Origin of the sequence: Spiroplasma endosymbiont of Clivina fossor, from assembly GCF_964031115.1 — a bacterium.
Taxonomy (GTDB): domain Bacteria; phylum Bacillota_I; class Bacilli_A; order Mycoplasmatales; family Nriv7; genus Nriv7.
On sequence record NZ_OZ035006.1, the window covers coordinates 1,299,646 to 1,325,246 of the forward strand.

Genomic DNA, 25,601 nt, shown 5'->3' on the forward strand with positions numbered 1-25,601 from the left:
CGTAGTATTTAAATTTGATAGTCAAAATCAAATAATTCCGATAAGGATACTTGCAAACCCTTAGCAAGTTTAGCAATACTTTGTAAAGAAATGTTTCTTTCACCGCGTTCAATATCAGAAACATAATTTTTATTTAAATCACATTCATATGCTAATTCTTCTTGTGACAAATGCAAATTTATTCGTAATCGTCTAATTTGTTGACCAAACTTAATTTTAACATTCATAACATCCTTAATCATTTTTAAACATCCCTTTATTTTATTGTTTTACTAAATTATTAGCTCAATTAACTTTTCGCACAGTAATAATTAATATTGAAAATTGAATAATTTCAGCTAAAGAAACAATTAAAAATACAATTATTGTCACCATTACTCAATTCTCAGAAAACACTTCATAATTATTGGATTTAAAAATTGTAAATGCAAATCAAGTTAACCCAACAATAAAAACTCAAGTACAAAGAATATCAATTAAACTTGATAACAAATTTTTACCACCGATCCTTAAAATATTAAAGAAAATAATTGATGTTGACAAGAAAAAGAACGCTATCCCTTGAAAAGCTAAGTACCACTTAGCAACATAAATAACTGCTGGATTTCCCGTAAAAAAATTAAGAATAAATGGCGAACTAAATATAATTAATAAAGCAATTGTCGCATTTAAAATTAAACCAAAACCTAAAATTTTATAAAAATTAACTTTTGCTTTAGCAATATGATTAGCTCCTAACTCCCGACCAACAAAATATGGAACAGTCACATAATAACCATTAAAAAATGAATAAAACACGCCAATAATGCTAAATGTTAAAATTGCCGCTTGATAAGAATTATCTAAAAATCCTTCTTTTAAAATAATCATTTTTTGTACAAACGATGAAAGTGCAAACAGGGCATTCGCCATAAAAATAAACACAAAGTTTTTCATAATTTTTTTTCATAAATCTAATGTTGTTTTTCAAATTTTTCATCCCGGATAATAAACTGGCTTCTTTCAAACTATAAAAGCAATGACAACAATAAATTCACAAACCCGAGCAATAAATGTTGACCACGCAGCACCAACAACACCTCAACCACAAAGTTTAATAAAAATCGGATTTAAAATCGCATTAATTGTTAAAGGCAAAAAGTTAATATATAACGGCGTTCAAGCATCACCACACTCATACATTGTATTATAAAAAATTAACGAAATACCTAAAAACCAAGTTGTATAATTAATAATCTGCAAATAATCATTTGCAGATTGAGAAATCAAATTTTTCTTATCTTCCGGCAAATGATTATCTAAATTCACAATAATATTAATTAATGATGTTCTTAATGTTGATATTAAAGTAAAATAAACTACTGCCAAAATAAGTGCTAATATTAATTTTATTCTTGTGGTTTCCGCAACTTTAGCATAATTCTTTTTCCCTAAATATTGTGTTGTATAAATACCCCCTGCACCCGAAATCGCTCAAAAACTATAAATTAATAAAATAAACATATCATTCGTTAAACCTAAACCAGTTAATTGTTCAGGATTAAAAATTGAAATAAAAATTGTATCTAAAACATTAATAAAAGCAACAATCAAACTTTGCAAAATCAAAGGTAACATCATCCGTAAAACTTTTTTATTAAATTCTCAATCTCAATATTGTTTTCAATTAATTTTTAATCTCATTAGTTCCACCCAATTACAATATTTTCTTAATTAACACTTAAAATATAAAAAATTAATAGCAAAACAAATTTTACTACTAAATTAATAACAATTTCTTTATATCACAAATTTATATATATTAATACAAAACAATTTTTTAATTTTGTCGAAAACTCTTGATAAAATAAAAAAATCATCAACTTGATAATTTTAAAAGGCTTTTATGTAAAATTACTATTTTTACTTTAACTTTTTTATACATTAAAATATAATACCACTGTTTGTTGGTTTGGAGTTAAACCCTTATGTTGGTATTTTCATTTTCAGAGATTTAAATAATTTTGAATATTAGTAAAACCTAAACCATGATAATGAATTAAGGCTTCTTTAAGACTAGATTGTAATTTACTGATTTTATTTAAGTTACGATAACTAGCTTCAGGATTAATTGTTGTTTTAGTTACACATAAAGTAGAATTTGTTTGTTTTGCTACTAAAAAATATAATTTTTGCATATCAGAAGTAATAATTGAATTTTCGTTAATTAATTCTTTGTTCATATTTTCAATAACTCATTGTTTTTGTAAACGTTTGGTGTTTGTGGATTTAACATAAATATTGTTATTATTATCAATTGCCATTTGAATACAGCATTTAGTATTAGTTGCGAATGGGTCAAGGTGAATTCTTCGTGGATTAGTTTTATATTTGAAATTTCCTTTATGGATTTCTTTAATAAATGTTTCATCGATTTGGATTTTACCAGATAATTTTTTAAATTTTAATTGGGTATTTTCTAATTGTTTTGATTTCATTAATTTTTGACGATTATATCAAGCAGTTTTTAATGTAGTTTTAATAAAACGAGAAATTATTTTACTAGATTGCCCCAGCAATGAAATTTGAATCAATAAATTTCATTGTTCATAATTTAAATGACTTCAATAAATAAAATGATTATGAAAAGCATCAAAACTTGCACGGCAATTTTTACATAAATATTTTTGTTCCTGGACGCATAAAGTTTTGTTAGGTAGGAAAAGATTTGAATAAGTATTAAGACAGTCAGCAATGATTGTCTTTTTATTTTATAAGATGTTAAAAATTTGTTCTTTAAAAATTAAATACAAGTGAGTTAATAATGTTGGTATGTATTAAAGCACAATAAATTGTGGGTGGTCGCCATAACCAAAAGAAGTTTACCAGTTAATAGATAACATCCTATTAGCTATAGCAATTTGTTTCGTTTTGCAATAAAAAAATGAATGGGTGGATTTCCTAAAAATATACACGCTATTAAATTAGTTCCAAGGGTAGGATGCGGACATTAAAGTGTAGAAATTTCTATATAGGGATATACTAAGTTTAAAATTATTAAAATCTTTATCTAATTAAAAAAACAAAATTTATTAACAAAGCTTGTTAAACACTTAAATCTGCGATATATAAGTGTTTAAAAAACTAAGTTAACTAACTTAGTTAATATAAAACTTAGTTTATTCATAAGAAAGGTAATTTATTATGAAAAACATTGAAAACATTTTCTTAAATACTAAAAAATATCTTTTAAAAGAAACTCAAAACGCAATGCTTATTAAAGCACCAAAAATTCCGTGATTTAATGAACAAATCGGTATTTGGTTTTCAAAGCGATTTGTTTATAAAGGAAAATACGAAAATTCAATTTGCATTGGAATAATAAAAGATAGTAAATATCAAGTAATTTCGATTAATCAAAAAGAAAAAGAAACCAAATTAATTAAGGGACAAGAATTATTAGGTTTTTTCATTGCCGAAAAAGAAAACAACAAAAAAGATATAAATTATAACTATTTTAAAGGAGTTTAAAAATGAATATTGCGATTGGAATAATATTTATTATCATTTGCATAATGCTATTGGCATATTTTGCTTATAAAATTTATGCCAAAATAAAAATTAGAATTAAATATAAAAATGTCATTAAAAATGATACTGGTAATTTTACAAAAGACGAAAAAGTATTTATTGCTCCCTTTGAAGAATGAGTTAAAGCTCCTAATTCAAAAGAAAATAATGAGAATAAAAAATAATGTTTTGAGAAATTATTATGGAATTTTTAAAACTGTTTGTTCCTATAGAAAAAATGCCTGCACAAGTTGCGTTTATTGCCGGATTAATTATTATCATTACTTTTCTTTTCGTGTTAATTTCAATTATATATTTACCAATAAAAATGATTTTTGGGAGATAAAAAATGACAGTAAATTTAAAAGAATTTAATTGAGAACAAATTAAACAAACTTTCTGAGATTTATTTATTCAAATTACAACTATTCCGGCTCATATTAGTGGTGGCAAAGAAATTGATTTAACCCAAGAAACACTTTGGCTTTTAATAGCAAACATTGCTTTTTGATTCTTGACAGCAATTATGGTGTGATTTATTTTGATGTTACTTTGAAAAACCATATCGGTATTTAGATAGAAACAAAAGTAATGTCGCGAAGTTACATTGTGATGCATTCCCAAAAAAATTCAAAATTAATTAGGAAAAAATACAATCGTGTTAAGGTTAATCGTGGTTTTAACAAATTTAAGAAAAACTTTGAATATAAATGATGAATGTTTTAAAAAAGAAAGGGGGTGATTATATGATTGGAACTTTCTTGGCCGATGCACCAGCAACAGTAGAAAAAATAACAGCTAGTGACGCGATGACTAAATTATGAAATGCGATTATAACAGCGTTTACTAAAATGTGAGAAATTATTGCTGTTAATATGCCACAAGTCGGTAACTTCTTTGCTGACTACTGAATATTCATTTTTCCATTTATTTTGGTAATATTCTTTATTTGCTTTAAAATGTTTGAAAAATTACTTGGAGCGGTACGCTAACAAAAAAATAAAATGAGGTGCAAGATGAAATTTTGCAAATGAATAATAGAAAAAAATAACCATTTTATTGAATTGAATCGCACCTCATTTTTAATTTTATGACATTGCGGAGCAATTTGATACATTTACAACGGTTATTTTAAAAACATTGTAAGCTATTTATTTTTAGCAGGTTGTATTTTAATTTTTCTTTTTAAAATCGGTAATTTAACACAAATTAACAAAGTTATTAATTTCTTAAAAAATTCACCATTAAATATTGTGATTGGTTCATTAGGAACTGGAAAAACTGCTTTTCTAGTATATGCATCAAAATTACTAAAAAAGAAGAAATATCACATCGCCTCAACCTTTCCATTACTAGAAACCCAAAAATTAAGTTTAGGACATATGGGATTATTAGACTTTGATTATCCGGTATTGCCAGACAAAACCTTACTTTTGTGAGATGAAACCAATTTTTTAATTTTGTCGAAAACTCTTGATAAAATAAAAAAAATCATCAACTTGATAATTTTAAAAGGCTTTTATGTAAAATTACTATTTTTACTTTAACTTTTTTATACATTAAAATATAATACCGCTGTTTGTTGGTTTGGAGTTAAACCCTTATGTTGGTATTTTCATTTTCAGAGATTTAAATAATTTTGAATATTAGTAAAACCTAAACCATGATAATGAATTAAGGCTTCTTTAAGACTAGATTGTAATTTACTGATTTTATTTAAGTTACGATAACTAGCTTCAGGATTAATTGTTGTTTTAGTTACACATAAAGTAGAATTTGTTTGTTTTGCTACTAAAAAATATAATTTTTGCATATCAGAAGTAATAATTGAATTTTCGTTAATTAATTCTTTGTTCATATTTTCAATAACTCATTGTTTTTGTAAACGTTTGGTGTTTGTGGATTTAACATAAATATTGTTATTATTATCAATTGCCATTTGAATACAACATTTAGTATTAGTTGCGAATGGGTCAAGGTGAATTCTTCGTGGATCAGTTTTATATTTGAAATTTCCTTTATGGATTTCTTTAATAAATGTTTCATCGATTTGGATTTTACCAGATAATTTTTTAAATTATCAAGTTGATGATTTTTTTTATTTTATCAAGAGTTTTCGACAAAATTAAAAAACCAATTTATTTTTAGAAGGAACTGATTGAGAAAAAAAATAATACCAAAAACGAAGAAACCGGTATTCAAGAATATTTCGCTTTGGCACGCCATTTCGGTCATATTGTGCTGGCTAGCGGTCAAAGAGAGATAAACATATTTGAGTTAAAGTTCGTGATATTGCTAATAATGTGATTGTGGGCATTCGCAAAAAACCTGTTAATATTTTTCGCCCTTACTTAAAAGTCATTTATGGTACCTTTACGAGCATTGAAGAATATGAACGCTGACGAAACACCTTAATTGATGCTAAAAATAACAAAAAAGGTCGCCATATTAAATATCGTGATATTCCTGAACTTGATATTTATTTTTTTAAACTAAAAATTCCTTTACCGATACTTAACACTTACAATTCTTTTTACCTAGCATTTTTAAGAGATTACTTAAATTCAAAAGTTAATCCCGACTATGAAGACAAATACTATACTGACACCGCAATTGATTTAGAAGACTTAGAATACTTAAAAATGGATAAATTTAGCAAATTTTTAAGAAAAATGAAAGAAAAATAACGGTTAACCCCGGTTTTAGTAGCGACAATTATTATTTAGATATTAATTAAATTAAGTTTTATTTAATATTTTTGTTTCATTATCAGTGCAATTCCAATAACAATTATAATTCAGAAAAAAATTGCCATTGGTGTAAAACCAAATAAAAACTCAAATATCTTATATACAAGAGTTCAAGCACCTTTTAAAAATTTTACTCTATGAAAGGAACAATAAAAAATGGAAAATCTTGCAAAAATGGCCGACTTTCTCGCCCAAATGCTTTATAAAGTTTTTGACTTAATTTGAAGTCTTGAAGTACCAGGAACGAATATTCAACTAATATTTCCTTTATTCTTAACGCTGGCTGTAGAATTTCTTATGGCAATTATTCTTGGATTTGGTAGTCAACAAGTTAATTTAGAAAAGCAACGCCGATATGCCGTTAAAAATAGTGGTCGTTTAAGTGCGTGAGGAAAAGTTAAAAAACAAATACAACCAATAAATTCAAATAAAATTAATTGAAAACAAAGAAATAAAAAAACAAAATAAGGTAACTAACGATGTTTAAACTAATTATTATTTTTATCTTAATAACTGTTCTTGGATTATTAGCTGGTAGTCATTTTGAAACTTTAACGAACTACATTAGCGAAGGTCTTGCCAATTTCCAAAAATTTATTACTAGCAATTTAACAATTTTAGAACTGTTTAAACCAATGGCACGAACATTTTCGCAAACATATCCAATTTTTACACCATTCTTGGCGTTACCTGTGTACTTATTGCCTTATTTATTGTGATTAAAAGTAGGTAAAAAAATGAAAAAATGAACTAAAAAACAAGAATTAAAAATAGAGAATGATAAATTAAAAATAATTAAAGAAAGGAATTAATAGTTAATTATGTTAAATTCTAATTTATTAAATAAAATTAATGTTAATGATGAATGATACACACAGGAATATGCTATTAAACCAATTTTAGAATTTTTAAAACCTGATAGTGCTATTTTATGCCCTTTTGATAAAATTGATAGTAAATTTGTATGTATTTTAGAAAAAAATGGGCATAAAGTTTGGAATAGTCATATTGACGATGGAATTGACTTCTTTAATTACATTAAAAGTGATGTAGATAGATATGATTATATTATTTCTAACCCTCCATTTAGTAAAAGAAAGCAAGTAATAGAACATTTATTTAATTTAGGTAAACCGTTTGCGATGTTAATACCATTAGTAAGTATTGCTTTAAAACCAATTAGGGAAAAAATAGATCAGTGTGAGTTATTAGTTTTTGATAAAAGAATAAAATTTATTGCTTATAATGGTATAGTTTGCAAAAATCCACCAAGTGAAACTGCTTATATTTGTCATAATGTTTTGCCTAAGCAAATTGTTTGTAGAAAATTAAAGGAGTTAAAAAATGAAAGAAAAAATGCCATTAAAATTAAGAATTAAAAATTCTTTTAAAAAGCAGTGGTTAAAAATAGTATTAAGTATCATTTTTATCTTTATAAGCTTATTAATTTGTACATTAACAGCAACCGATACTAAATGAATAACCGGAACAAGTGATGAGTTTAATAATTTTATGAATAAAGAAATGGTTGATTTTTTTGGCAAATTTAATAGTGGTATTATGCTGGCAGGAATATTTGTTTTTTGATGAGGTGGAGCAATATATTTTGCAATTAAATTTGAAAAATTAATCCGCTTTATTATTCAGAAAATTAAAGCAAAAAGAGCCTTGAAAAATGAAATCAAACAAACTCATTAATTCTTTAAAAAAATATTGATGGAGAATTTTGCCTTACATTTTTATGATTATTATCTTTTTCATTCCATTTTTAAAATTGGAAATTAATGATTTGAAATTATTAGACTTCTTGCAAAATTAATATGATAATTATAATTTTTAAATTTAAAATAAATATAAAAGTGTTATTAAAATAATTTTTAGATTATTTTTACAAATATTTTGTCATTAAAACATAATAAAAATTATTATTTACAATAAAAAAAGACTGAAATTTTAAATTATCAAATATATTTAAACTAATAGTTGTAAATTATAAATTGAAGCTATTAAATTAAATCTTAAAGCAAATCTTTTTCTACGATTTCGATATTTTTCACTAATAATTTTAAATTTTTTAAGTATAGCAAAAACATTTTCAATAACAATTCTCATTTTTGAAATTCGCTCATTATTTTGCTTTTCTTCTTTATTTAAAGGGTTTTTCTTTGATTTTCTTTTAGGAATTAAAACATTATGATTAATTTTTTGTATGCCTTGATAACCTAAATCCACTAAAACAGTTGTTTCTGGTAAAAATTTAATTTTTGAATCTTTTAAAATTTTAAAGTCATGGTTTTTACCATAAGAAAAATCAGAACTAATAATTTTTTTACTATCTTTTTCAATTATAACTTGTGTTTTTATTGTGTGTTTTTTCTTTTTTCCTGAGTAGTGCTGTTTTTGTCTTTTTTTGGGCGTTGGATTTGGCTTTCAGTTACATCAATTATAACAGTCTTATCTTTGAAATAATCTTTTAATAGTGATTTTTGACCAGTAAGTTGTTGAAAATTAGGGTGTTTTATTAAAGTGTCTTCAATTCATTTGATATTTCTATAACAACTACTTTCACTAATATCATAACTTTTTGCAATATGAAAATAAGTTCTATATTCTCTTCAATATTCTAAAGTCATTAAAATACGATTTTCTAATGATAATTTATTGGTTCTTCCGCGACGAAATCTCTTTTTTAATTCTTCTATTTTTAAAATTTCTAGCATTTTATTAAAAGTAGTATGTTTAATACCAGTTAATCTTAAAAAATTTTTATCACTTATTTGATTATTTTTTTTAAATTTCATTTAAATTCCACCTTTTTATTAAAAACAACAATTCAATTATATTTTAAATTAATTTTGCAAGAAGTCTATTATATGAAAAATTTGAAGCATTAATTTCACTTATGATACTAGGGTATTTAGATATATGCATTACAATAGCAGTAGTTATAAACTGTAGCATTGAGTAACTTATTAAAAAAATTAAAGAAAAAAGAATAATGAAAAATAAAATATTTTAAAAAGGAGTGATAAAAATGTTTATGAAAATATTTACCATGCTAACTATTAGTTTTAATAACATTTTTACTATTCCACCAAACATTAACAACGAGAAAACGGCAGTGCAATTAGTTAGAAATAAAAGAAAAACTCAATATAAAACATATGACTTAAAATTTTCAGAAATAAATAACAGTTATTTACAATCATTGTATAAAAAAGGTAGTGACCCACTATATATTAATATTGACTCAGTAAAAGAGCAATTACCTTTAGAAATAAAAAATTATGGAGAAAATACTAGAGGGTTTGCTGTCTTTACCAATGAACCAGTATTTAAAGAAATTAAAGAAATTTATAATTATAAAAAAGAAAACAGCACCCCAGAAGAAAGAGAATTTTTTGATAAAGATTTCCAAAAAACAAATATTGAATATTTTTATACTGCTAAAAAAATTAAAGATGTAAAAATAACAATACAAGAATATAGTTATCCCGGTTCAAACAAATTTCATATTAAAAAATTTTTAGCAAAATTAGAAACTAAACCAAGTACGGACATTGATTTGCCAGAAACAACCACCAAATTTGACGGCAACCATAACTATAGTGATGTTGTTATTGATAATCTTGACTATTTAATGATTCACCGTGGTGATTTTGATAAATTTAATTACTCTTATCTCTATTGAACACCAGTATTTAATTTCATTGACACTTTAGAAAAAGGTTACTATAAAGAATTCACCATTAAAAATCATGGTTTTAAAGGCGAGAGCTATTTTTATCACAAGACTTCTAGTAATAAAAATGTAGTAAATGAGAATGTTTTGAAAATTCAGGCATTTAACAAAACTATAATTGCCGGAAATAAGTATTTACAATTGCTACACGGTGAAAAGGAAATCTGAAAATATGATACTGCAAACGCTAACGATTATTACCTAATTAAGTATCTTTTTGGTACTTTAAATTACCTTAATGTTAGATTTAGTTTTCTACGCTATGACCCAGATTTACGAAATGATATTTACCTATATTTTAAAAATAACATTCCTAGTATTAACAACAGCGATTACAAAAATGTTTTTGACGAAATCTATGAAATCCTTGGTAACTTCTTTGCCAGTTTATTTTATGCTACTTTTGATATGGACGAAAAAACTTACACCGAAATTGATTTTAAGGGTGTAGATAATTACAACAAAAATTACTTTATTCAAATCGGTTTCTTTTACCGTTCATTAATTACCTTTTATCCCAAAAAATACTTAGTAAATATTATAGGAAACTCAGAATTATTACTAAGAAGTTATTTCTTTACTTTTGACAAAAAAACGCATCAAGAGAATTATGATGCCTTTAAAAACAATAATAGTATCTACCAAATTGATTTTAATGTCTTAAAATCCTATGATAATAAACTAATTATCTTGCCAACCAGCAAGACTGCTAACAGCATCAATTACCTCAATACCGATATTGATATTCGTTATGGTATTAATATTTTTACCTTAACCTTTCCACTTTATCACAAAGATAATATCTCTAACTACAATTTTAAAATTTATGACTTTAATGTCTTAAATTCAACAGCCTTTATCCCTGATGGTTCAAATAACAGTGAATGAGACGATTTAATTCCACCAGCAAATTGTAAATATTCTGGACGATGAATACCAACTTTTAATGATATTGGATGTGCCATTATTCAAAATGCTGGTATCAAAATGATAAACTGAATGCTGACAGCGTCACGAACGAATCATTACAATTTTACGCGCCCCCCCCCCGTTAGCAATTATTGCAAAAGCAACAGTTAACTTTTCAACCGCGATTTTTCCAGTTTTTAAAACAGTACCAGCTTTTTACTATACCTTTCAATTTTTAATCGGTTTTGCCATTTTTCTAATGAAATTAAGGATTTTCGTGTAATATATATATATATATATATATATATTGAAAAAATAAAGTAATAAAGGAAGGTCGCGTTTAGTTTTCTTAGGTATATCCAATAAATATCAAGAGTTTTCGACAAAATTAAAAAAACATTTTATAATATATTTAATTGTCATCAGAAGCAATACTTTTAAGCAATAAATAACTATTTTTAATTTCCCGCATCATATGATTTATTCCTGATTTAGAAATCATCCCGTGATAAATATTTTCATATAAATCGCAAAGCTCATTCAACGAGGCTTCAGGATTATCTAACCGTAAATTAGCAATTTGTTGAGTTTTTAACGATAACTTTAAAAAATAATCATTCGCTTTTAAAAAATTAATCATCTTAATTTGTTCAATAGCCGCTTTATTAGTTTTTTGCTGATTAGAAATTTCAATATTTGTTAAACGATTAATGCTATTATACATATCGCGTGAAATGCGTTCATTTTCAAATGATAATAGTGAAAGACTTGCATCAATTAATTTCAAAAAATCAGCAATTTCCGTTGATTTTTTTAAATAAATTAAAGGTTTTTTACGCCGATAAATGCGTTTAAATTTAAAACCAAAACTATTTATTAGTAATTGCAACTTCCGAATAAACAAAATATCAATTCCTTGAATTTCTAAATGATAATTACTAATTCTTGGCGAATTAACACTACCCGTAGCAATAAATACTCCCGCAATAAATGCTCTTTTTGATATTTCACTCGTTAATCTTTCAAAATTAACAACTAATTCATTTCGTTTAATATCATAACTAATATCTTTATCATTAATGATTAAAGAAACAATATGTGAAAGATCTAACTTATATATAATAGTTTTAATTCCCATTGTCAAAATTTCTAGATAATAATTATAAATTTCAGCAATTAATTTTTTAACAAAAATAGCAACAGTTTTATTAGAACATTCAAAAATTAATTGCTTACTATTAAATATCGCTAACGATTTTATTAATCCCAATAAAATAGCTTGCTTTGCTGGATGATTAAATTCCTTTTTCATAATTTCTTGCTTAACAATTTTAGAAAAAGACATCACTATTAATCACTCCATTCATAAAACTGCTATTAATTAAGCATCAATTACAATTTCAATTGATCTAAATATTTTATTGCTTCTTGAGCAGCAATCGCACCATCACCAACAGCAGTAGCAATTTGTCTTAAAACTGTCTGACGAACATCACCAATCGCAAATATTCCCAAAACACTAGTATGCATTATTTCATTAGTAATAATATAACCATTTTCATCACAAATTTTCAAGTCTTTAACAAAATTAGAAATTGGTGTTGAGCCAATATAAGGAAAAATTGCACTAGCATCAATTACTTGTTGCTCTTTTGTCGCAGTATGTTCAATAACAACTTGTTCAAGAGAATTTTTACCAATAACTTCTTTAACAACATAATTTAACAGTCATTCAATTTTATTATTATTTTGAGCAATTGTTAATGCCCCTTTCGAAGCCCGAAATTCATTTCGACGATGCACTAAATATAACTTTCTAGCAAACTTAGTTAAATATACCGCTTCTTCAATAGCAGAATCACCCCCGCCAACAACAACAATATCCTTATTACGAAAAAATGCCCCATCACAAACCGCACAGTAAGAAACTCCGTGACCATATAATCTCTTAGCACCATTCACCAATAACTCATTTTCAACCGTTCCCGTAGCAATAATAACCGCTTTAGTAACCCATATTTTACCATTTTCACCAGTAATAATCTTATTATTACCATCGGTTGCAAGTTCAATATTCATTACCTTAGTAGCTTCATATTCAGCACCTAATTTTCTAACTTGCCTATCCATTGCTAATGACAAGTCAGGTCCTAATATTTTATCAAAACCCGGATAATTTTCAATATCATAAGTTTTTACCATTTTTCCTCCAGGAGGACCTTCGTTAATAAGAAGTACTTTCAACTCTGCCCGACAGGCATAAATCGCACTAGTAAATCCACCCGGACCCGCACCAATAATAATTAAATCATAATCAGTATTAATATTGTTTTTCATATAATCACCTAATTTGTCTTCATTTACGAACGCTAATAACTTGTGCAAAAATTATCAAAATAATTCCAGTAATAACACCTAACCCTAAAAATATATAAGTAGCCACATAATCATAAGGAAATAAGATATCACTTTCATCACGAAACATTTCCAAAATAATTCGCACCATACTATACATTACTACATAACTTCCAGTTTGAACACCAACTCGCGTCATTCAATATTTATCCAGATTAGCATTTTTTTCTAAAGGTTTAGCATCTTGAGTTCATAATTGTTTAATTCTTATTCATTGATTTTTAAATCATCGTTCCATAAGTCTAAAAAATGGATTATTAGCTTTTAAATGCGGTTCTGGATATTTTCTTACTACCGTTAACTTTTTTGTTTTACTTGGAGTTTGTTCAAAATAAGCTTGATTTCAACAATTTAACTTTCAAAGACGATGATAATAAAGTTTTTTAAACGGTGTTGTCCAATTTTTTTCACTTTCCAATAATTCGACATCTTTTTCTCAAAGCGGAATAAATTTTTTAGGATATTTCTTTCAAGGTTTAACACTATTTCACATACCAATTTTAGGAATAACAAAAGTAATTAGTACCCAAGAAAATAAATTAATTAATGATTCATACAAAAACAAAGGATGACGAACAATCCCAATTCCTTCAGCTGGACTACCATCCAAATTAGCTTTTCTTAAATTTTCTAATAATCAATTCGGTAATCAATCTAATGAACTTGCAGTGGCAATCTGTCCTAAAAGTTCATGATTAAAAAAATTACCTCATCGCCCAATAACTTGCCCTAATAAAATATTTGGAATAATGGCATCAGCAAATATTCATAACGATATTTCATATTTTTTAGAATAATGCCGAAATCAAAAATAACCAACAATAACACCAGCAATGACACCACCATGAACTGCTAATCCCGGTTCTCAAATCATAAAATAACCTCAAAACCCATATTGATCAATAATAGGACTATTAATTTTCCCAATAATTGAAGAACCAAAAATTGCACTCGGAACAATTAAAAAAATACTTCATTCAAATGGTTCAGTTGGAATCTCGCGACGCTTTAATTTAATCCAAGAAGCTAAAATCGAAACAATTATTCCTAAAAGAATAAAAAGCGGATAAAATCTTAAAATACCATTAGTCCCTGGAATTTCATTAGGTACTCAATTTGAATATATATTCATCATTTTTACTTGTACACTTAAACCTTTCTCTTATGTTTTAAGTTCACTATCAATTCGGTTAATAAATAACTCAGAACTATTTATACCTTCATTATGCAACTTAATATTAATAACAGCTGCTTCAATTAATTCCGAAATATTTCTTCCTAAAGTTACAGGAATCGTAATCGCTGGAATTTTAATACCAAAAATTTCTTCCCTATCAATTTCTGTTTGCACGCGATTTAAATTAGCAAAATACTCACTATCAGCCAATTTTAAATTAACAATAATATCAACATCAGTAACTTCCAAAGTTGTTCTTGAACCATACATCTTCGTTAAATTTAAAATCCCAATGCCTCTAATTTCAATATGATGCTTTAACTTTTCATCACTACGACCAATAACTTTATTAACATATCTTTGCAAAACAATCGCATCATCGCCGACAAACAAATGTCCTTTTTTAACTAATTCTAAAGTATTTTCTGATTTTCCAATGCCACTATCACCTTTAATTAAAACTCCCAAACCATAAATATTAATTAACGATGCATGAACCATTTCCATTGGTGCTAAACGATTATCAATGTAACTAACAATAATATTATAAAAATCATTAGAAGAATAATTAGCCTCAATAACAGGAAAATTTATTTCTTTAGCATATTCTACTAATACCGGCTCATTAAAACGAATACTAGTAAAAATCGCTGGAACATCTTGATTAATAAGTTTCTCATAACGAGCCTTGCGCTCTGATGCAGGTAACTTATTAATATATTCATTCTCTTTACCACCTAATAAAACAATCCGATGTTTACGACTAGTTTCATCAGAAATAAAACCTGCTAATTCTAACCCCGCACGATTAATGCCCCCAATTTCAATTTCTCGTTCCAATACTTGTTCATCACCAGATAATAACGATAAATTAAATTTTTCCACAACTTCTCGTAAAGTTAATACTTTTTTATTCATAATAACATCACCTATCATTTCATATAATTTAATGTTTTCTATTAAATATAATATCACAAAATTGATAAAGAACACACTCAAATAAGTTTTAATTTTAATAATACAAAATATGGTATTATGAAATCAATTAAGAGAAGCATAGTCTAATAACTGTGTGTGATTTACATCATCACTGAACTAGAACCACCAAATAAAATAATTTCACTTTTCTGACAAGCAACAAGATTAATAATAGTAATGAATAGAAGCAAATTTGCTCCTAATCAAGAAAATATTTTTTTCATCACAATGACTAAATACCCCATTCATAACCTTAATTATCATAATAAATAACAAGGTAATAATAACAAAAAAAGCATAATTACAATAATTCTTAAAAAATTACCGTTTAAAAGTTAGAAGAATCTTTTTTAATTTTATTTAAAATATCTTCAATTTTTCTACTTTCACTTAATGATTGGTCATAAACAAAAATTAATTGCGGAACTTTATAAATCGTTAACTGTTGACCTAATTTTTTTCGGATTAATCACAAATTTTGTTTTATCGCTAATTCAATAATCGGCTTTTGTTCTTGGAAAACCAAAGAATCATAATATACTTTAGCAATTGTGCGATCATTATTTAATTTTACTTCCGTAATTATTAATTTTTGCAAAACTTCATTCTCATCTTTAATTTCTTTTTGCAAAATATTTGTTAGCAAGCGTTGAATTGTAGTTTGCAATCGTTGAAACTTAACATTTACCATTACTTAATTTCCTTCAATAAATAAGATTCAATAACATCATTTTCTTTTATATCATTAAAGTTTTTAATAGTTAACCCACATTCTGTTCCTTGTCGTGATTCTTTAATATCTTCTTTTTGATGTTTTAAAGATGATAAATCACCATCATAAATAACAATACCATCTCGTAAAATCTTTACTTTACTTTGACGACTAATAACACCTTCAATAACCATACATCCCGCAATGACACCAACCTTAGAATAATGAAATAATTGGCACACAGCAGCTTGTCCTAAAACAATCTCTTCAAACTTCGGATCTAATAAACCTCTTGCTGCTTGTTGCAATTCTTCAATTACTTTATAAATAACATTATGAAGATGAATCTCAATGCCTTCATCTAATGCCAATTTTCGCACAACAGAATTAGGTCGCACATTAAAACCATAAACTAAAGCTTTTGAAGCAACAGCTAAGATAATATCTGATTCACTAATTGTTCCAACTGAAGAACGAATAATTCTAATACTAATATCATCAATTTTAATTTTACTTAATGACTGTTTTAAAGCTTCTAAACTTCCCTGAGTATCAGTTTTTAAAAAAATATCAATATGTTTCAAATTACCAGTTGCAATTTCATCAGATAAATTTTCTAAATTTAAAGTTTTAGTTTTTCTTCGCTCATTAATTTCATCTTGTGTTTTTCTTGATAACGCTACTTCACGAGCCAACTTATCATCACCAAACACCATAAATGGATCACCAGCCTTAGGAACAAAATCTAAGCCATGAATTTCAATTGGCATTGAAGGTGTTGCTTCCTTAATAGCTACATTACGATCATTTTTCATATCACGAACCCGACCAAAAGAAACTCCTGCTACCAAAGCATCTTTAATTTTTAAAGTTCCATTTTGAACTAACAATGTACAAACAGGACCAACATTACGATCTAAATGCGCCTCAATAACTGTTCCACTAGCAAAACGACTTGGATTAGCTTGTAAAGTTTGCATTTCGGCTAATAATAAAATTACATCTAACAATTCATCAATTCCTGCACCAGTTAAAGCACTGCCTTTAACAAAAATTGTATCACCACTTCACTCTTCGGAAATTAAATCTAAAGTTGCTAAATCTTTCATAATTAATTCCACATTAGCAGACGGCAAATCCATCTTATTAACAAAAACAATAATTGGCACATTAGCAGCTTTAGCATGATCAATTGCTTCTTTAGTTTGTGGCATAACACCATCATTGCTAGCAACAACTAAAACAACAATATCAGTAACTTTAGCACCCCGAGCACGCATTTGCGTAAATGCTTCATGTCCTGGCGTATCCAAAAAAGTAATAATTTTATTATCTTTTGTTTTAATTTGATAAGCACCAATATGTTGCGTTATACCACCAAATTCTTTCTCAGTAATTTTAGATTTTCTAATATTATCTAACAAAGTTGTTTTACCATGATCAACATGCCCCATAATGGTAACAACTGGCGGTCGTTCTTTTAAATCATTAATATCATCAATAATATCTAAATTTTCTAACAAATTTTGATGCGTAATAACAGTTTCCTTTTTAAAATCTAAACCAAATTCTAAACATAACTCACCAATTAATTCTTCATTCAAAAAATGATTTTGCGTTAACATTTGTTCTTTATTAAAAAAATATTTAATAATTTTCACAACAGGAATATTTGTTTTTTTAGAAAACTCAATAATTGATAATGGTTCACTAAAAATAAAAATCCCATTATCAAGATGTGAGTCACTTCCTGTTTTTAATTGATTTTTAATAACTGTTGTTTGTTTTTTTCTTTGATTACTTTTTTTCATACAATCACCACCCCTAATTAATTACTATGCTCCCGTTCTTTTACAACTTTGATTAATAATAAATAAATATTATCAACAATTTGTGTTTTAAAAATCTTTTCTAATAATTGTTTTTTTTGCATTTTTTCAATAATAGCAACTTCTCGCTTAACATAAGCACCTTTACCAGCAAGACAATAATTTAAATCAACCAAAACTTGTCCTTGTTTTGTCTTAACAACTCTTATTAACTCACTTCGTAAAACAACAACTTTTGTAACGATGCATTGCCGATATACTAATTTTTGTTTTGCCACCAATAATTTTTTCCTTTATTTAATCTTTATCTAATTCATCACTATCTAATTCAGTATTAATATTATCAACATTATCTTGCGCTAATTGTTTTTCTTCATTAACAATATTATCTATTTCTTCAATACTTGTTTCTAACCCTACAACCAAATTATCTTTCTTGATTTTAAATTGATGTTTATTTTGTAACTCTTGCATTTGCTGTTCCGATAAATTACCATTTCATTTAAAAATAATATTTTGATTTAAAGCATCACTGAAAGAAATAATATTAATTTTTCATTTTGTTAATTTTGCTGTTAATTTTGCTGTTATGCCTTTTTTACCAATAGCTAATGAATAATGCTCATCAGCAACGATAATATTAGCTTCATTAGTTTGTTCATCTAAACTAATAGAAATCGCTTTAGCTGGCGATAAAGCATTAATAATAAATGTTTTTATTTCCGCATCTCACTTAATAAGATCAATTTTTTCATCATTCAATTCATCCATAATACTTTGAATTCTTTTTCCTTTATTACCAACACAAGCACCAATCGGATCAATAGTTGGGTCATTACAAAATACTGCAACTTTTGATCTTTGTCCGGCAATTCTTGCAATGACTTTAATTTCAATTATTCCTTCATAAATTTCTGGAACTTCAATTTCTAATAATCTTTTTAAAAATCCTGGATGAGTTCTTGAAGCTAAAATTTGTCCAAAATTTTTCGTTTTATTAACATCCTCAACATAAAACTTTACTTTATCACCTAAATAAAATTTCTCTGTGGGAATAATATTTTTTTTAGGTAAAATTGCAAAAGTACGATCAACAATTTTTAATAAATAATAGTTTTCTTCAATATTATCAATTGTGCCAATTAAAATATCATCTTTCTTAGAAATATATTTTTCATAGACAACTTCTTTTTCTGCTTCTCTTAAATGTTGTTTTAAAATTTGTGCTACTTGTAATGCCACTAAACGAGAAAATTCATCAGTATCAACAGGTTCATAATATATATTATCAATTGTTAAATTTTTCTCTAAATTTTTAACATCATCTAATAAAATTTCAGCAAACTCATCTTCAATTTTACTAACAATCTTTAATAAGCGATAAACTTTAATTTGACCAGTTTGTTCATCAAAATCTACTTTTATTAAGGCTTGTGGGTCTAAATATTTTTCATAAGCTTTTATTATTCCTTCTTTAATAGCCTCAATAATTAAACTGCGATCAATTTTCTTTTCTTCCACCAAAAGATCAATTGCTTTTAAAATTTCTATTCCATCAATCATCTTATTTTACTCCTTCTAACACTATTATTGTCAACATTTTAATTATGACTTTTAAATTAGATGAAGGTGAGGATTTCCTCACCTTCATCTGCCCTAATTACTTGTTAATTATATAATGTTTTGACTACTATTACAAGAACTAAATTAATCATGGACGCGTAAAGTTTTGTTAGGTGGAGAAATATTTGATTAATTTTGAAAGAAAAGTAACTACAATTTAATTATCGTTTTATTTGAAAAATAAGTAATAAAACAAAATATTTAATATTAACAAACATAATCTTAATAAAAGGTTATAAAAACTAAGTACAATGCTTATAAAAACAACATTAAAATAATTTTTTACAACAAAAATCATACATAAGAAATATATACTTAATGACTGCATAAAGAAATCGTTTGGTGAGAATTTTAAAAAAACTACTAAGAAAAAGACTGAGATAAAATCAGTCTTTTTTAATTAGGTTAAAATTGTCGTTAACCTTGCTTAGTTTAAGAAAATAATAGCAAAACCAACTAAATAAAACTCTCCTACTTGGAATGTCGTTAAACCAAGCAAGCGAGGATAAACAAGATAGGGGGGTGGCCGTACCGCTACGACACAATGAGGGCAATTCTTTTAAGCAATATAAAAGAGTTATCGTGGTTTGGGGATAAATCTTTAACCTGCAATGGTTAAAGGGTAAGTGTTCCACAATAAAAAAATTTAGAAATCTTACTATTTATAAGGAGGTTTTGCGAGTGTCTTTAAAAGAACTCTGTCAAAAAAAATTAAAAATTAAAGTAAAAAATAAATCAACACTGATTAACAAATGTCAGTGTTATATCAATGATTATTTTACAAAATTAACCAAAAACAGAAAAGGTGGTTGATATTATAAAAAATATGCTCGGCATTGTTTAGCAAGGTTAGAATTTATTAATAAACAAAAAATAAATGCTAAACTTTGATTTTTAACTTTGCAATGCCAAAATAATCACCAAATTATTAAAAAATTAATTTTTGAACAAAATAAATGGAAAATTATTAATATCAAAAATTAGTAAAAATGTATATATAGATGTAAGAAGTTTAACAAAGTGGTCAAGCTGGAACACTAAAAAATAAACGAAGTGGGTGGATATTTGTAAGGTTAATCAACTAATTAAATTAGTACTACATGGGGCAGAAGAGTAGTCGCAAGTGATTAACAAAACCAATGCCTAAGAAAAACTATGCCTAAAAGAGAAAAAACAATAAAGTTATCTAACAAATAATTAGTGAAAAACAAAAAAATAAATGAAGAAAAGAAAATATATATGCTTGAAAATAATATTAAAAATACGATTAGCGATTTAATTAACGAAATTAAAACAACAACAGAAAATAATTTAAGTAATTTAGAACAAATTATGGAAGCTTTAATTGATAAAGTTAACAATATTGAAAATATTTTAAATCAAATAAGATAAAAAAAATTAAACCAACTATTTATTAAAATTAGTTGGTTTTTTATTTCTGATAAATAAAAAAAGAAAGGAGATGAAAAAATATGTCTGAAAATACTTTTATTAAATGCAAAAAATGTGAAACACCAAAGCAGTTTCACAAAATTAACCATCGTGAAAAAACAGAATGATTTGAAGATGTTTATTATACTGAATATTAAAATTTTAGTTTTTTAAAACTTAATATTTTATAAAATAGACGACGATTGTAAATATTTATGATACAGCAATAATTATTTTTTTTCGAAAAATAATTATATTGGAAATGAGGGTTTTAAATAATGAATATAACAGAATCAATTAAATTTGACAAACTACAAGAAGAAAACGAAACACTTAAAAAAAGGGGACTGTACAATTAACTGTGTCTCTAAGTAATTAACTTAAATTCACTCTGTCCTCAAATTTTATCATTAAATGTGGGACTGTACAATTAACTGTGTCTCTAAGTAATTAACTTAAATTCACTCTGTCCTCAAATTTTATCATTAAATGTGAAATTGCACTACCCCAATTTTGAATTGGCATCGTTCATTTCTTAACCATATTTTGAAATGCTAAATAAAATATTTTAAAAACTGATGCGTCATTAGGAAAAATCTTTTTATTCTTAATGACTTTTCTTAATTGACTATTAACAGATTCAATCGCATTAGTTGTGTAAATAATTCTTCTAAATTCCTGAGGATATTCAAGAAAAATTATTAAATTATTTCAGTTATTTTTTCATGATTTAGTAATTTGTGGATACTTTTTATTTCATTTTTCTGAAAAATGATCTAAAGCAATTAACGCTATTTCTTCATTAATTGCTGTATAAATTGATTTTAAATCATTAGCTACAAGTTTGCGATCTTTGTAAGGAACAAATTTTAAACTATTGCGAATTTGATGAACAATGCATAATTGATGCTGTGTTTTTGGGAAAACAGCTTCTATTGCATCAGACATCCCAGTTAAATTATCACTACAAGCAACAAGAATATCTTGTAACCCACGATTTTTCATTTCCGTAAGATTATTAAGTCAAAATTTGGCTCCCTCATTCTCACTAATTCACATTCCTAAAATATCTTTTAAACCATCTAAATTAATTCCTAAGGCAAGATAAACTGCTTTATTTATTATTCGTTTATCTTGCTTTACTTTAACAACAATACAATCAAAATAAACAATCGGATAAATCTTCTCTAAAGGTTTAGTTTGTCACATTTTAACTTCTTCAATAACATCATCAGTTATTTGACTAATTAAACTTTCTGAAATTTCTGCTCCGTGATAGAATTCTTGCAATTGTGCTTTGATATCAGAAATTGTCATTCCTCTTGCATATAAAGAAATTACTTTTTGATCAAAGTTATCAAATCTTCTTTGTCTTTTTGGAATAATTACTGGTTCAAAAGTACTATTTCGATCTCTTGGTACATCAATTGCGATTGAACCATTTTTAGTAATAATGGTTTTTTGTGTGTTGCCATTTCTTTTATTATGATTCTCATCAGTTTCAAGATAATCTTTAATTTCCGTATTTAACATTCGTTCAGTTAATTTTTTGGTAAATTCCTGAAAAATAGTATTGCCTTTAAATAAATCTTGTGGATTATCAATATTTTCTAAAAAATAATCAACAACTTTATCAATTGCGTCAGGTTCTTTTTTTATTTTTTTTGTCATTTTCTGCTCTCCTTCTTTTAAGTATAATTCAGAATGAATTATCGAGACACAGAATTTTGGACAGGCTCTTAAATGTGAAATTGCACTACCCCGATTTTGAATTGGCATCGTTCATTTCTTAACCATATTTTGAAATGCTAAATAAAATATTTTAAAAACTGATGCATCATTAGGAAAAATCTTTTTATTCTTAATGACTTTTCTTAGTTGACTATTAACAGATTCAATCGCATTAGTTGTGTAAATAATCCTTCTAAATTCTTGAGGATATTCAAGAAAAATTATTAAATTATTTCAGTTATTTTTTCATGATTTAGTAATTTGTGGATACTTTTTATTTCATTTTTCTGAAAAATGATCTAAAGCAACTAGCGCTATTTCTTCATTAATTGCTGTATAAATTGATTTTAAATCATTAGCTACAAGTTTGCGATCTTTGTAAGGGACAAATTTTAAACTATTACGAATTTGATGAACGATGCATAATTGGTGGGTGCTGTGTTTTTGGGAACACAGCTTCTATTGCATCAGACATTCCAGTTAAATTATCGCTACAAGCAACAAGAATATCTTGTAAGCCACGATTTTTCATTTCCGTAAGATTATTAAGTCAAAATTTGGCTCCCTCATTCTCGCTAATTCACATTCCTAAAATATCTTTTAAACCATCTAAATTAATTCCTAAGGCAAGATAAACTGCTTTATTTATTAGACTTCTTGCAAAATTAATTTAAAATATAATTGAATTGTTGTTTTTAATAAAAAGGTGGAATTTAAATGAAATTTAAAAAAAATAATCAAATAAGTGATAAAAATTTTTTAAGATTAACTGGTATTAAACATACTACTTTTAATAAAATGCTAGAAATTTTAAAAATAGAAGAATTAAAAAAGAGATTTCGTCGCGGAAGAACCAATAAATTATCATTAGAAAATCGTATTTTAATGACTTTAGAATATTGAAGAGAATATAGAACTTATTTTCATATTGCAAAAAGTTATGATATTAGTGAAAGTAGTTGTTATAGAAATATCAAATGAATTGAAGACACTTTAATAAAACACCCTAATTTTCAACAACTTACTGGTCAAAAATCACTATTAAAAGATTATTTCAAAGATAAGACTGTTATAATTGATGTAACTGAAAGCCAAATCCAACGCCCAAAAAAAGACAAAAACAGCACTACTCAGGAAAAAAGAAAAAACACACAATAAAAACACAAGTTATAATTGAAAAAGATAGTAAAAAAATTATTAGTTCTGATTTTTCTTATGGTAAAAACCATGACTTTAAAATTTTAAAAGATTCAAAAATTAAATTTTTACCAGAAACAACTGTTTTAGTGGATTTAGGTTATCAAGGCATACAAAAAATTAATCATAATGTTTTAATTCCTAAAAGAAAATCAAAGAAAAACCCTTTAAATAAAGAAGAAAAGCAAAATAATGAGCGAATTTCAAAAATGAGAATTGTTATTGAAAATGTTTTTGCTATACTTAAAAAATTTAAAATTATTAGTGAAAAATATCGAAATCGTAGAAAAAGATTTGCTTTAAGATTTAATTTAATAGCTTCAATTTATAATTTACAACTATTAGTTTAAATATATTTGATAATTTAAAATTTCAGTCTTTTTTTATTGTAAATAATAATTTTTATTATGTTTTAATGACAAAATATTTGTAAAAATAATCTAAAAATTATTTTAATAACACTTTTATATTTATTTTAAATTTAAAAATTATAATTATCATATTAATTTTGCAAGAAGTCTATTATTCGTTTATCTTGCTTTACTTTAACAACAATACAATCAAAATAAACAATCAGATAAATCTTCTCTAAAGGTTTAGTTTGTCACATTTTAACTTCTTCAATAACATCATCAGTTATTTGACTAATTAAACTTTCTGAAATTTCTGCTCCGTGATAGAATTCTTGCAATTGTGCTTTGATATCAGAAATTGTCATTCCTCTTGCATATAAAGAAATTACTTTTTGATCAAAGTTATCAAATCTTCTTTGTCTTTTCGGAATAATTACTGGTTCAAAAGTACTATTTCGATCTCTTGGTACATCAATTGCGATTGAACCATTTTTAGTAAAAATGGTTTTTTGTGTGTTGCCATTTCTTTTATTATGATTCTCATCAGTTTCAAGATAATCTTTAATTTCCGTATTTAACATTCGTTCAGTTAATTTTTTGGTAAATTCCTGAAAAATAGTATTGCCTTTAAATAAATCTTGTGGATTATCAATATTTTCTAAAAAATAATCAACAACTTTATCAATTGCATCAGGTTCTTTTTTTTATTTTTTTTTTTTTTGTCATTTTCTGTTCTCCTTCGTTTAAGTATAATTCAGAATGAATTATCGAGACACAGAATTTTGGACAGGCCCAACTTGGTGTGTGTGTAGCTAATGATTTAAAATCAATTTATACAGCAATTAATGAAGAAATAGCGCTAGTTGCTTTAGATCATTTTTCAGAAAAATGAAATAAAAAGTATCCACAAATTACTAAATCATGAAAAAATAACTGAAATAATTTAATAATTTTTCTTGAATATCCTCAAGAATTTAGAAAGATTATTTACACAACTAATGCGATTGAATCTGTTAATAGTCAACTAAGAAAAGTCATTAAGAATAAAAAGATTTTTCCTAATGACGCATCAGTTTTTAAAATATTTTATTTAGCATTTCAAAATATGGTTAAGAAATGAACGATGCCAATTCAAAATTGGGGTAGTGCAATTTCACATTTAATGATAAAATTTGAGGACAGAGTGAATTTAAGTTAATTACTTA

General features: G+C 25.9%; 31 protein-coding genes and 3 pseudogenes. 16 read left to right on the plus strand and 18 right to left on the minus strand.

All coding sequences use genetic code 4. From position 1 onward, the window contains the following. Window positions 1–8: 8 nt before the first annotated feature. The 3 genes from AAHM82_RS07725 to AAHM82_RS07735 form a co-directional block, all read right to left on the minus strand. Window positions 9–242 carry a helix-turn-helix domain-containing protein gene (locus tag AAHM82_RS07725; RefSeq protein WP_215825781.1) on the minus strand — a complete coding sequence of 78 codons (234 nt, stop codon included), beginning with the start codon at window positions 240–242 and terminating at the stop codon, window positions 9–11. A 19-nt stretch (window positions 243–261) separates the two neighbouring features. Continuing rightward, entirely contained in the window at window positions 262–1,683 is a 1,422-nt protein-coding gene (locus AAHM82_RS07730; protein ID WP_342263527.1) for an MATE family efflux transporter, read from the minus strand. A 233-nt stretch (window positions 1,684–1,916) separates the two neighbouring features. Beyond that, the gene (locus tag AAHM82_RS07735; protein WP_342263528.1) at window positions 1,917–2,573 is read right to left on the minus strand and encodes a transposase; all 657 of its coding nucleotides are present in this window, start codon (window positions 2,571–2,573) and stop codon (window positions 1,917–1,919) included. Between the two features lie 610 nt (window positions 2,574–3,183). On the opposite strand from AAHM82_RS07735, the gene AAHM82_RS07740 reads away from it, so the two are divergent. From AAHM82_RS07740 to AAHM82_RS07760, 5 genes are all read left to right on the plus strand, one after another. Continuing rightward, window positions 3,184–3,510: a hypothetical protein gene (locus AAHM82_RS07740; RefSeq protein WP_342263529.1), complete on the plus strand. Its 327-nt coding sequence runs from the start codon at window positions 3,184–3,186 to the stop codon at window positions 3,508–3,510. Between the two features lie 2 nt (window positions 3,511–3,512). Next, window positions 3,513–3,734, plus strand: a complete 222-nt coding sequence (locus AAHM82_RS07745) for a hypothetical protein (protein WP_342263530.1) — start codon at window positions 3,513–3,515, stop codon at window positions 3,732–3,734. 164 nt (window positions 3,735–3,898) lie between these two features. Then, the gene (locus AAHM82_RS07750; protein ID WP_339024264.1) at window positions 3,899–4,129 is read left to right on the plus strand and encodes a hypothetical protein; all 231 of its coding nucleotides are present in this window, start codon (window positions 3,899–3,901) and stop codon (window positions 4,127–4,129) included. Window positions 4,130–4,259: 130 nt separating this feature from the next. After that, complete coding sequence (locus tag AAHM82_RS07755) at window positions 4,260–4,541, plus strand: hypothetical protein (RefSeq protein ID WP_342263531.1); 282 nt, start codon at window positions 4,260–4,262, stop codon at window positions 4,539–4,541. A gap of 24 nt (window positions 4,542–4,565) precedes the next feature. After that, on the plus strand, window positions 4,566–5,096 hold the full coding sequence (locus AAHM82_RS07760; protein ID WP_342263532.1) for a hypothetical protein: 531 nt from the start codon (window positions 4,566–4,568) through the stop codon (window positions 5,094–5,096). A 5-nt stretch (window positions 5,097–5,101) separates the two neighbouring features. Here the strand turns inward: AAHM82_RS07760 and AAHM82_RS07765 are convergent, their stop codons facing one another. Next, window positions 5,102–5,488: a hypothetical protein gene (locus tag AAHM82_RS07765; protein ID WP_342263435.1), complete on the minus strand. Its 387-nt coding sequence runs from the start codon at window positions 5,486–5,488 to the stop codon at window positions 5,102–5,104. 370 nt (window positions 5,489–5,858) lie between these two features. Between AAHM82_RS07765 and AAHM82_RS07770 the strand changes: the two genes are divergently transcribed. From AAHM82_RS07770 to AAHM82_RS07790, 5 genes are all read left to right on the plus strand, one after another. Beyond that, window positions 5,859–6,236, plus strand: coding sequence for a hypothetical protein (locus tag AAHM82_RS07770; protein ID WP_342263533.1), 378 nt, complete (start codon window positions 5,859–5,861; stop codon window positions 6,234–6,236). Window positions 6,237–6,455: 219 nt separating this feature from the next. Further along, on the plus strand, window positions 6,456–6,767 hold the full coding sequence (locus AAHM82_RS07775; RefSeq protein ID WP_342263534.1) for a hypothetical protein: 312 nt from the start codon (window positions 6,456–6,458) through the stop codon (window positions 6,765–6,767). Window positions 6,768–6,778: 11 nt separating this feature from the next. After that, window positions 6,779–7,111 carry a hypothetical protein gene (locus tag AAHM82_RS07780; RefSeq protein ID WP_342263535.1) on the plus strand — a complete coding sequence of 111 codons (333 nt, stop codon included), beginning with the start codon at window positions 6,779–6,781 and terminating at the stop codon, window positions 7,109–7,111. Between the two features lie 9 nt (window positions 7,112–7,120). Continuing rightward, window positions 7,121–7,678: a hypothetical protein gene (locus AAHM82_RS07785; RefSeq protein WP_342263536.1), complete on the plus strand. Its 558-nt coding sequence runs from the start codon at window positions 7,121–7,123 to the stop codon at window positions 7,676–7,678. Continuing rightward, complete coding sequence (locus AAHM82_RS07790) at window positions 7,644–7,997, plus strand: hypothetical protein (protein ID WP_342263537.1); 354 nt, start codon at window positions 7,644–7,646, stop codon at window positions 7,995–7,997. Before AAHM82_RS07785 ends, AAHM82_RS07790 begins: the two co-directional genes overlap by 35 nt. 273 nt (window positions 7,998–8,270) lie before the next feature. Here AAHM82_RS07790 and AAHM82_RS14115 read toward each other — a convergent pair whose 3' ends face one another. Next, window positions 8,271–8,663, minus strand: coding sequence for a transposase family protein (locus AAHM82_RS14115; protein ID WP_342264845.1), 393 nt, complete (start codon window positions 8,661–8,663; stop codon window positions 8,271–8,273). Beyond that, entirely contained in the window at window positions 8,660–9,100 is a 441-nt protein-coding gene (locus AAHM82_RS14120; protein ID WP_342263396.1) for a transposase family protein, read from the minus strand. The genes AAHM82_RS14115 and AAHM82_RS14120 overlap by 4 nt, the downstream gene beginning before the upstream one ends. Window positions 9,101–9,333: 233 nt before the next feature. Between AAHM82_RS14120 and AAHM82_RS07800 the strand changes: the two genes are divergently transcribed. Next, the gene (locus AAHM82_RS07800; RefSeq protein ID WP_342263538.1) at window positions 9,334–11,121 is read left to right on the plus strand and encodes a hypothetical protein; all 1,788 of its coding nucleotides are present in this window, start codon (window positions 9,334–9,336) and stop codon (window positions 11,119–11,121) included. 241 nt (window positions 11,122–11,362) lie between these two features. On the opposite strand, the gene whiA is transcribed toward AAHM82_RS07800, so the two are convergent. The 8 genes from whiA to nusA form a co-directional block, all read right to left on the minus strand. After that, window positions 11,363–12,313, minus strand: coding sequence for a DNA-binding protein WhiA (gene whiA / locus AAHM82_RS07805; RefSeq protein WP_342263539.1), 951 nt, complete (start codon window positions 12,311–12,313; stop codon window positions 11,363–11,365). A 29-nt stretch (window positions 12,314–12,342) separates the two neighbouring features. Further along, window positions 12,343–13,287 (minus strand): thioredoxin-disulfide reductase, encoded by a 945-nt coding sequence (gene trxB / locus AAHM82_RS07810; RefSeq protein ID WP_342263540.1) that lies wholly within the window; start codon window positions 13,285–13,287, stop codon window positions 12,343–12,345. Continuing rightward, on the minus strand, window positions 13,271–14,500 hold the full coding sequence (locus AAHM82_RS07815) for a prolipoprotein diacylglyceryl transferase (protein WP_342263541.1): 1,230 nt from the start codon (window positions 14,498–14,500) through the stop codon (window positions 13,271–13,273). Before AAHM82_RS07815 ends, trxB begins: the two co-directional genes overlap by 17 nt. Before the next feature lie 27 nt (window positions 14,501–14,527). Continuing rightward, window positions 14,528–15,460: an HPr(Ser) kinase/phosphatase gene (gene hprK, locus AAHM82_RS07820; RefSeq protein ID WP_342263542.1), complete on the minus strand. Its 933-nt coding sequence runs from the start codon at window positions 15,458–15,460 to the stop codon at window positions 14,528–14,530. A 388-nt stretch (window positions 15,461–15,848) separates the two neighbouring features. After that, window positions 15,849–16,211 carry a 30S ribosome-binding factor RbfA gene (gene rbfA / locus AAHM82_RS07825; protein ID WP_342263543.1) on the minus strand — a complete coding sequence of 121 codons (363 nt, stop codon included), beginning with the start codon at window positions 16,209–16,211 and terminating at the stop codon, window positions 15,849–15,851. Next, window positions 16,211–18,043, minus strand: a complete 1,833-nt coding sequence (gene infB, locus AAHM82_RS07830; protein WP_342263544.1) for a translation initiation factor IF-2 — start codon at window positions 18,041–18,043, stop codon at window positions 16,211–16,213. The genes rbfA and infB overlap by 1 nt, the downstream gene beginning before the upstream one ends. Before the next feature lie 17 nt (window positions 18,044–18,060). Then, window positions 18,061–18,339 (minus strand): YlxR family protein, encoded by a 279-nt coding sequence (locus AAHM82_RS07835; RefSeq protein ID WP_342263545.1) that lies wholly within the window; start codon window positions 18,337–18,339, stop codon window positions 18,061–18,063. A 19-nt stretch (window positions 18,340–18,358) separates the two neighbouring features. Continuing rightward, a complete protein-coding gene (gene nusA, locus AAHM82_RS07840; RefSeq protein WP_342263546.1) occupies window positions 18,359–19,624 on the minus strand; it encodes a transcription termination factor NusA in 1,266 nt (421 codons plus the stop codon). A 741-nt stretch (window positions 19,625–20,365) separates the two neighbouring features. Between nusA and AAHM82_RS07845 the strand changes: the two genes are divergently transcribed. Both AAHM82_RS07845 and AAHM82_RS07850 read left to right on the plus strand, forming a co-directional pair. Next, window positions 20,366–20,668: a hypothetical protein gene (locus AAHM82_RS07845; protein WP_342263547.1), complete on the plus strand. Its 303-nt coding sequence runs from the start codon at window positions 20,366–20,368 to the stop codon at window positions 20,666–20,668. 216 nt (window positions 20,669–20,884) lie between these two features. Then, window positions 20,885–21,076, plus strand: a complete 192-nt coding sequence (locus AAHM82_RS07850) for a hypothetical protein (protein ID WP_342263548.1) — start codon at window positions 20,885–20,887, stop codon at window positions 21,074–21,076. A gap of 489 nt (window positions 21,077–21,565) precedes the next feature. Here the strand turns inward: AAHM82_RS07850 and AAHM82_RS07855 are convergent, their stop codons facing one another. Both AAHM82_RS07855 and AAHM82_RS07860 read right to left on the minus strand, forming a co-directional pair. Continuing rightward, complete coding sequence (locus AAHM82_RS07855) at window positions 21,566–22,786, minus strand: IS256 family transposase (protein ID WP_342263365.1); 1,221 nt, start codon at window positions 22,784–22,786, stop codon at window positions 21,566–21,568. Between the two features lie 75 nt (window positions 22,787–22,861). After that, a pseudogene (locus tag AAHM82_RS07860) lies at window positions 22,862–23,501 on the minus strand (IS256 family transposase); the annotation flags it as partial. Between the two features lie 62 nt (window positions 23,502–23,563). Between AAHM82_RS07860 and AAHM82_RS14125 the strand changes: the two are divergent. Both AAHM82_RS14125 and AAHM82_RS14130 read left to right on the plus strand, forming a co-directional pair. Next, complete coding sequence (locus AAHM82_RS14125) at window positions 23,564–24,004, plus strand: transposase family protein (protein ID WP_342263396.1); 441 nt, start codon at window positions 23,564–23,566, stop codon at window positions 24,002–24,004. Further along, window positions 24,001–24,393, plus strand: coding sequence for a transposase family protein (locus tag AAHM82_RS14130; RefSeq protein WP_342264845.1), 393 nt, complete (start codon window positions 24,001–24,003; stop codon window positions 24,391–24,393). Before AAHM82_RS14125 ends, AAHM82_RS14130 begins: the two co-directional genes overlap by 4 nt. A 167-nt stretch (window positions 24,394–24,560) precedes the next feature. Here AAHM82_RS14130 and AAHM82_RS07870 read toward each other — a convergent pair. Together AAHM82_RS07870 and AAHM82_RS07875 are read right to left on the minus strand one after the other, a co-directional pair. Then, window positions 24,561–25,082 (minus strand): annotated as a pseudogene (locus tag AAHM82_RS07870) (transposase); the annotation flags it as partial. Next, entirely contained in the window at window positions 25,055–25,192 is a 138-nt protein-coding gene (locus AAHM82_RS07875; RefSeq protein ID WP_342263549.1) for a hypothetical protein, read from the minus strand. The pseudogene AAHM82_RS07870 and the gene AAHM82_RS07875, both read right to left, overlap by 28 nt. A 12-nt stretch (window positions 25,193–25,204) precedes the next feature. Here AAHM82_RS07875 and AAHM82_RS07880 point away from each other — a divergent pair. After that, a pseudogene (locus AAHM82_RS07880) lies at window positions 25,205–25,594 on the plus strand (transposase); the annotation flags it as partial. Window positions 25,595–25,601 lie beyond the last annotated feature (7 nt).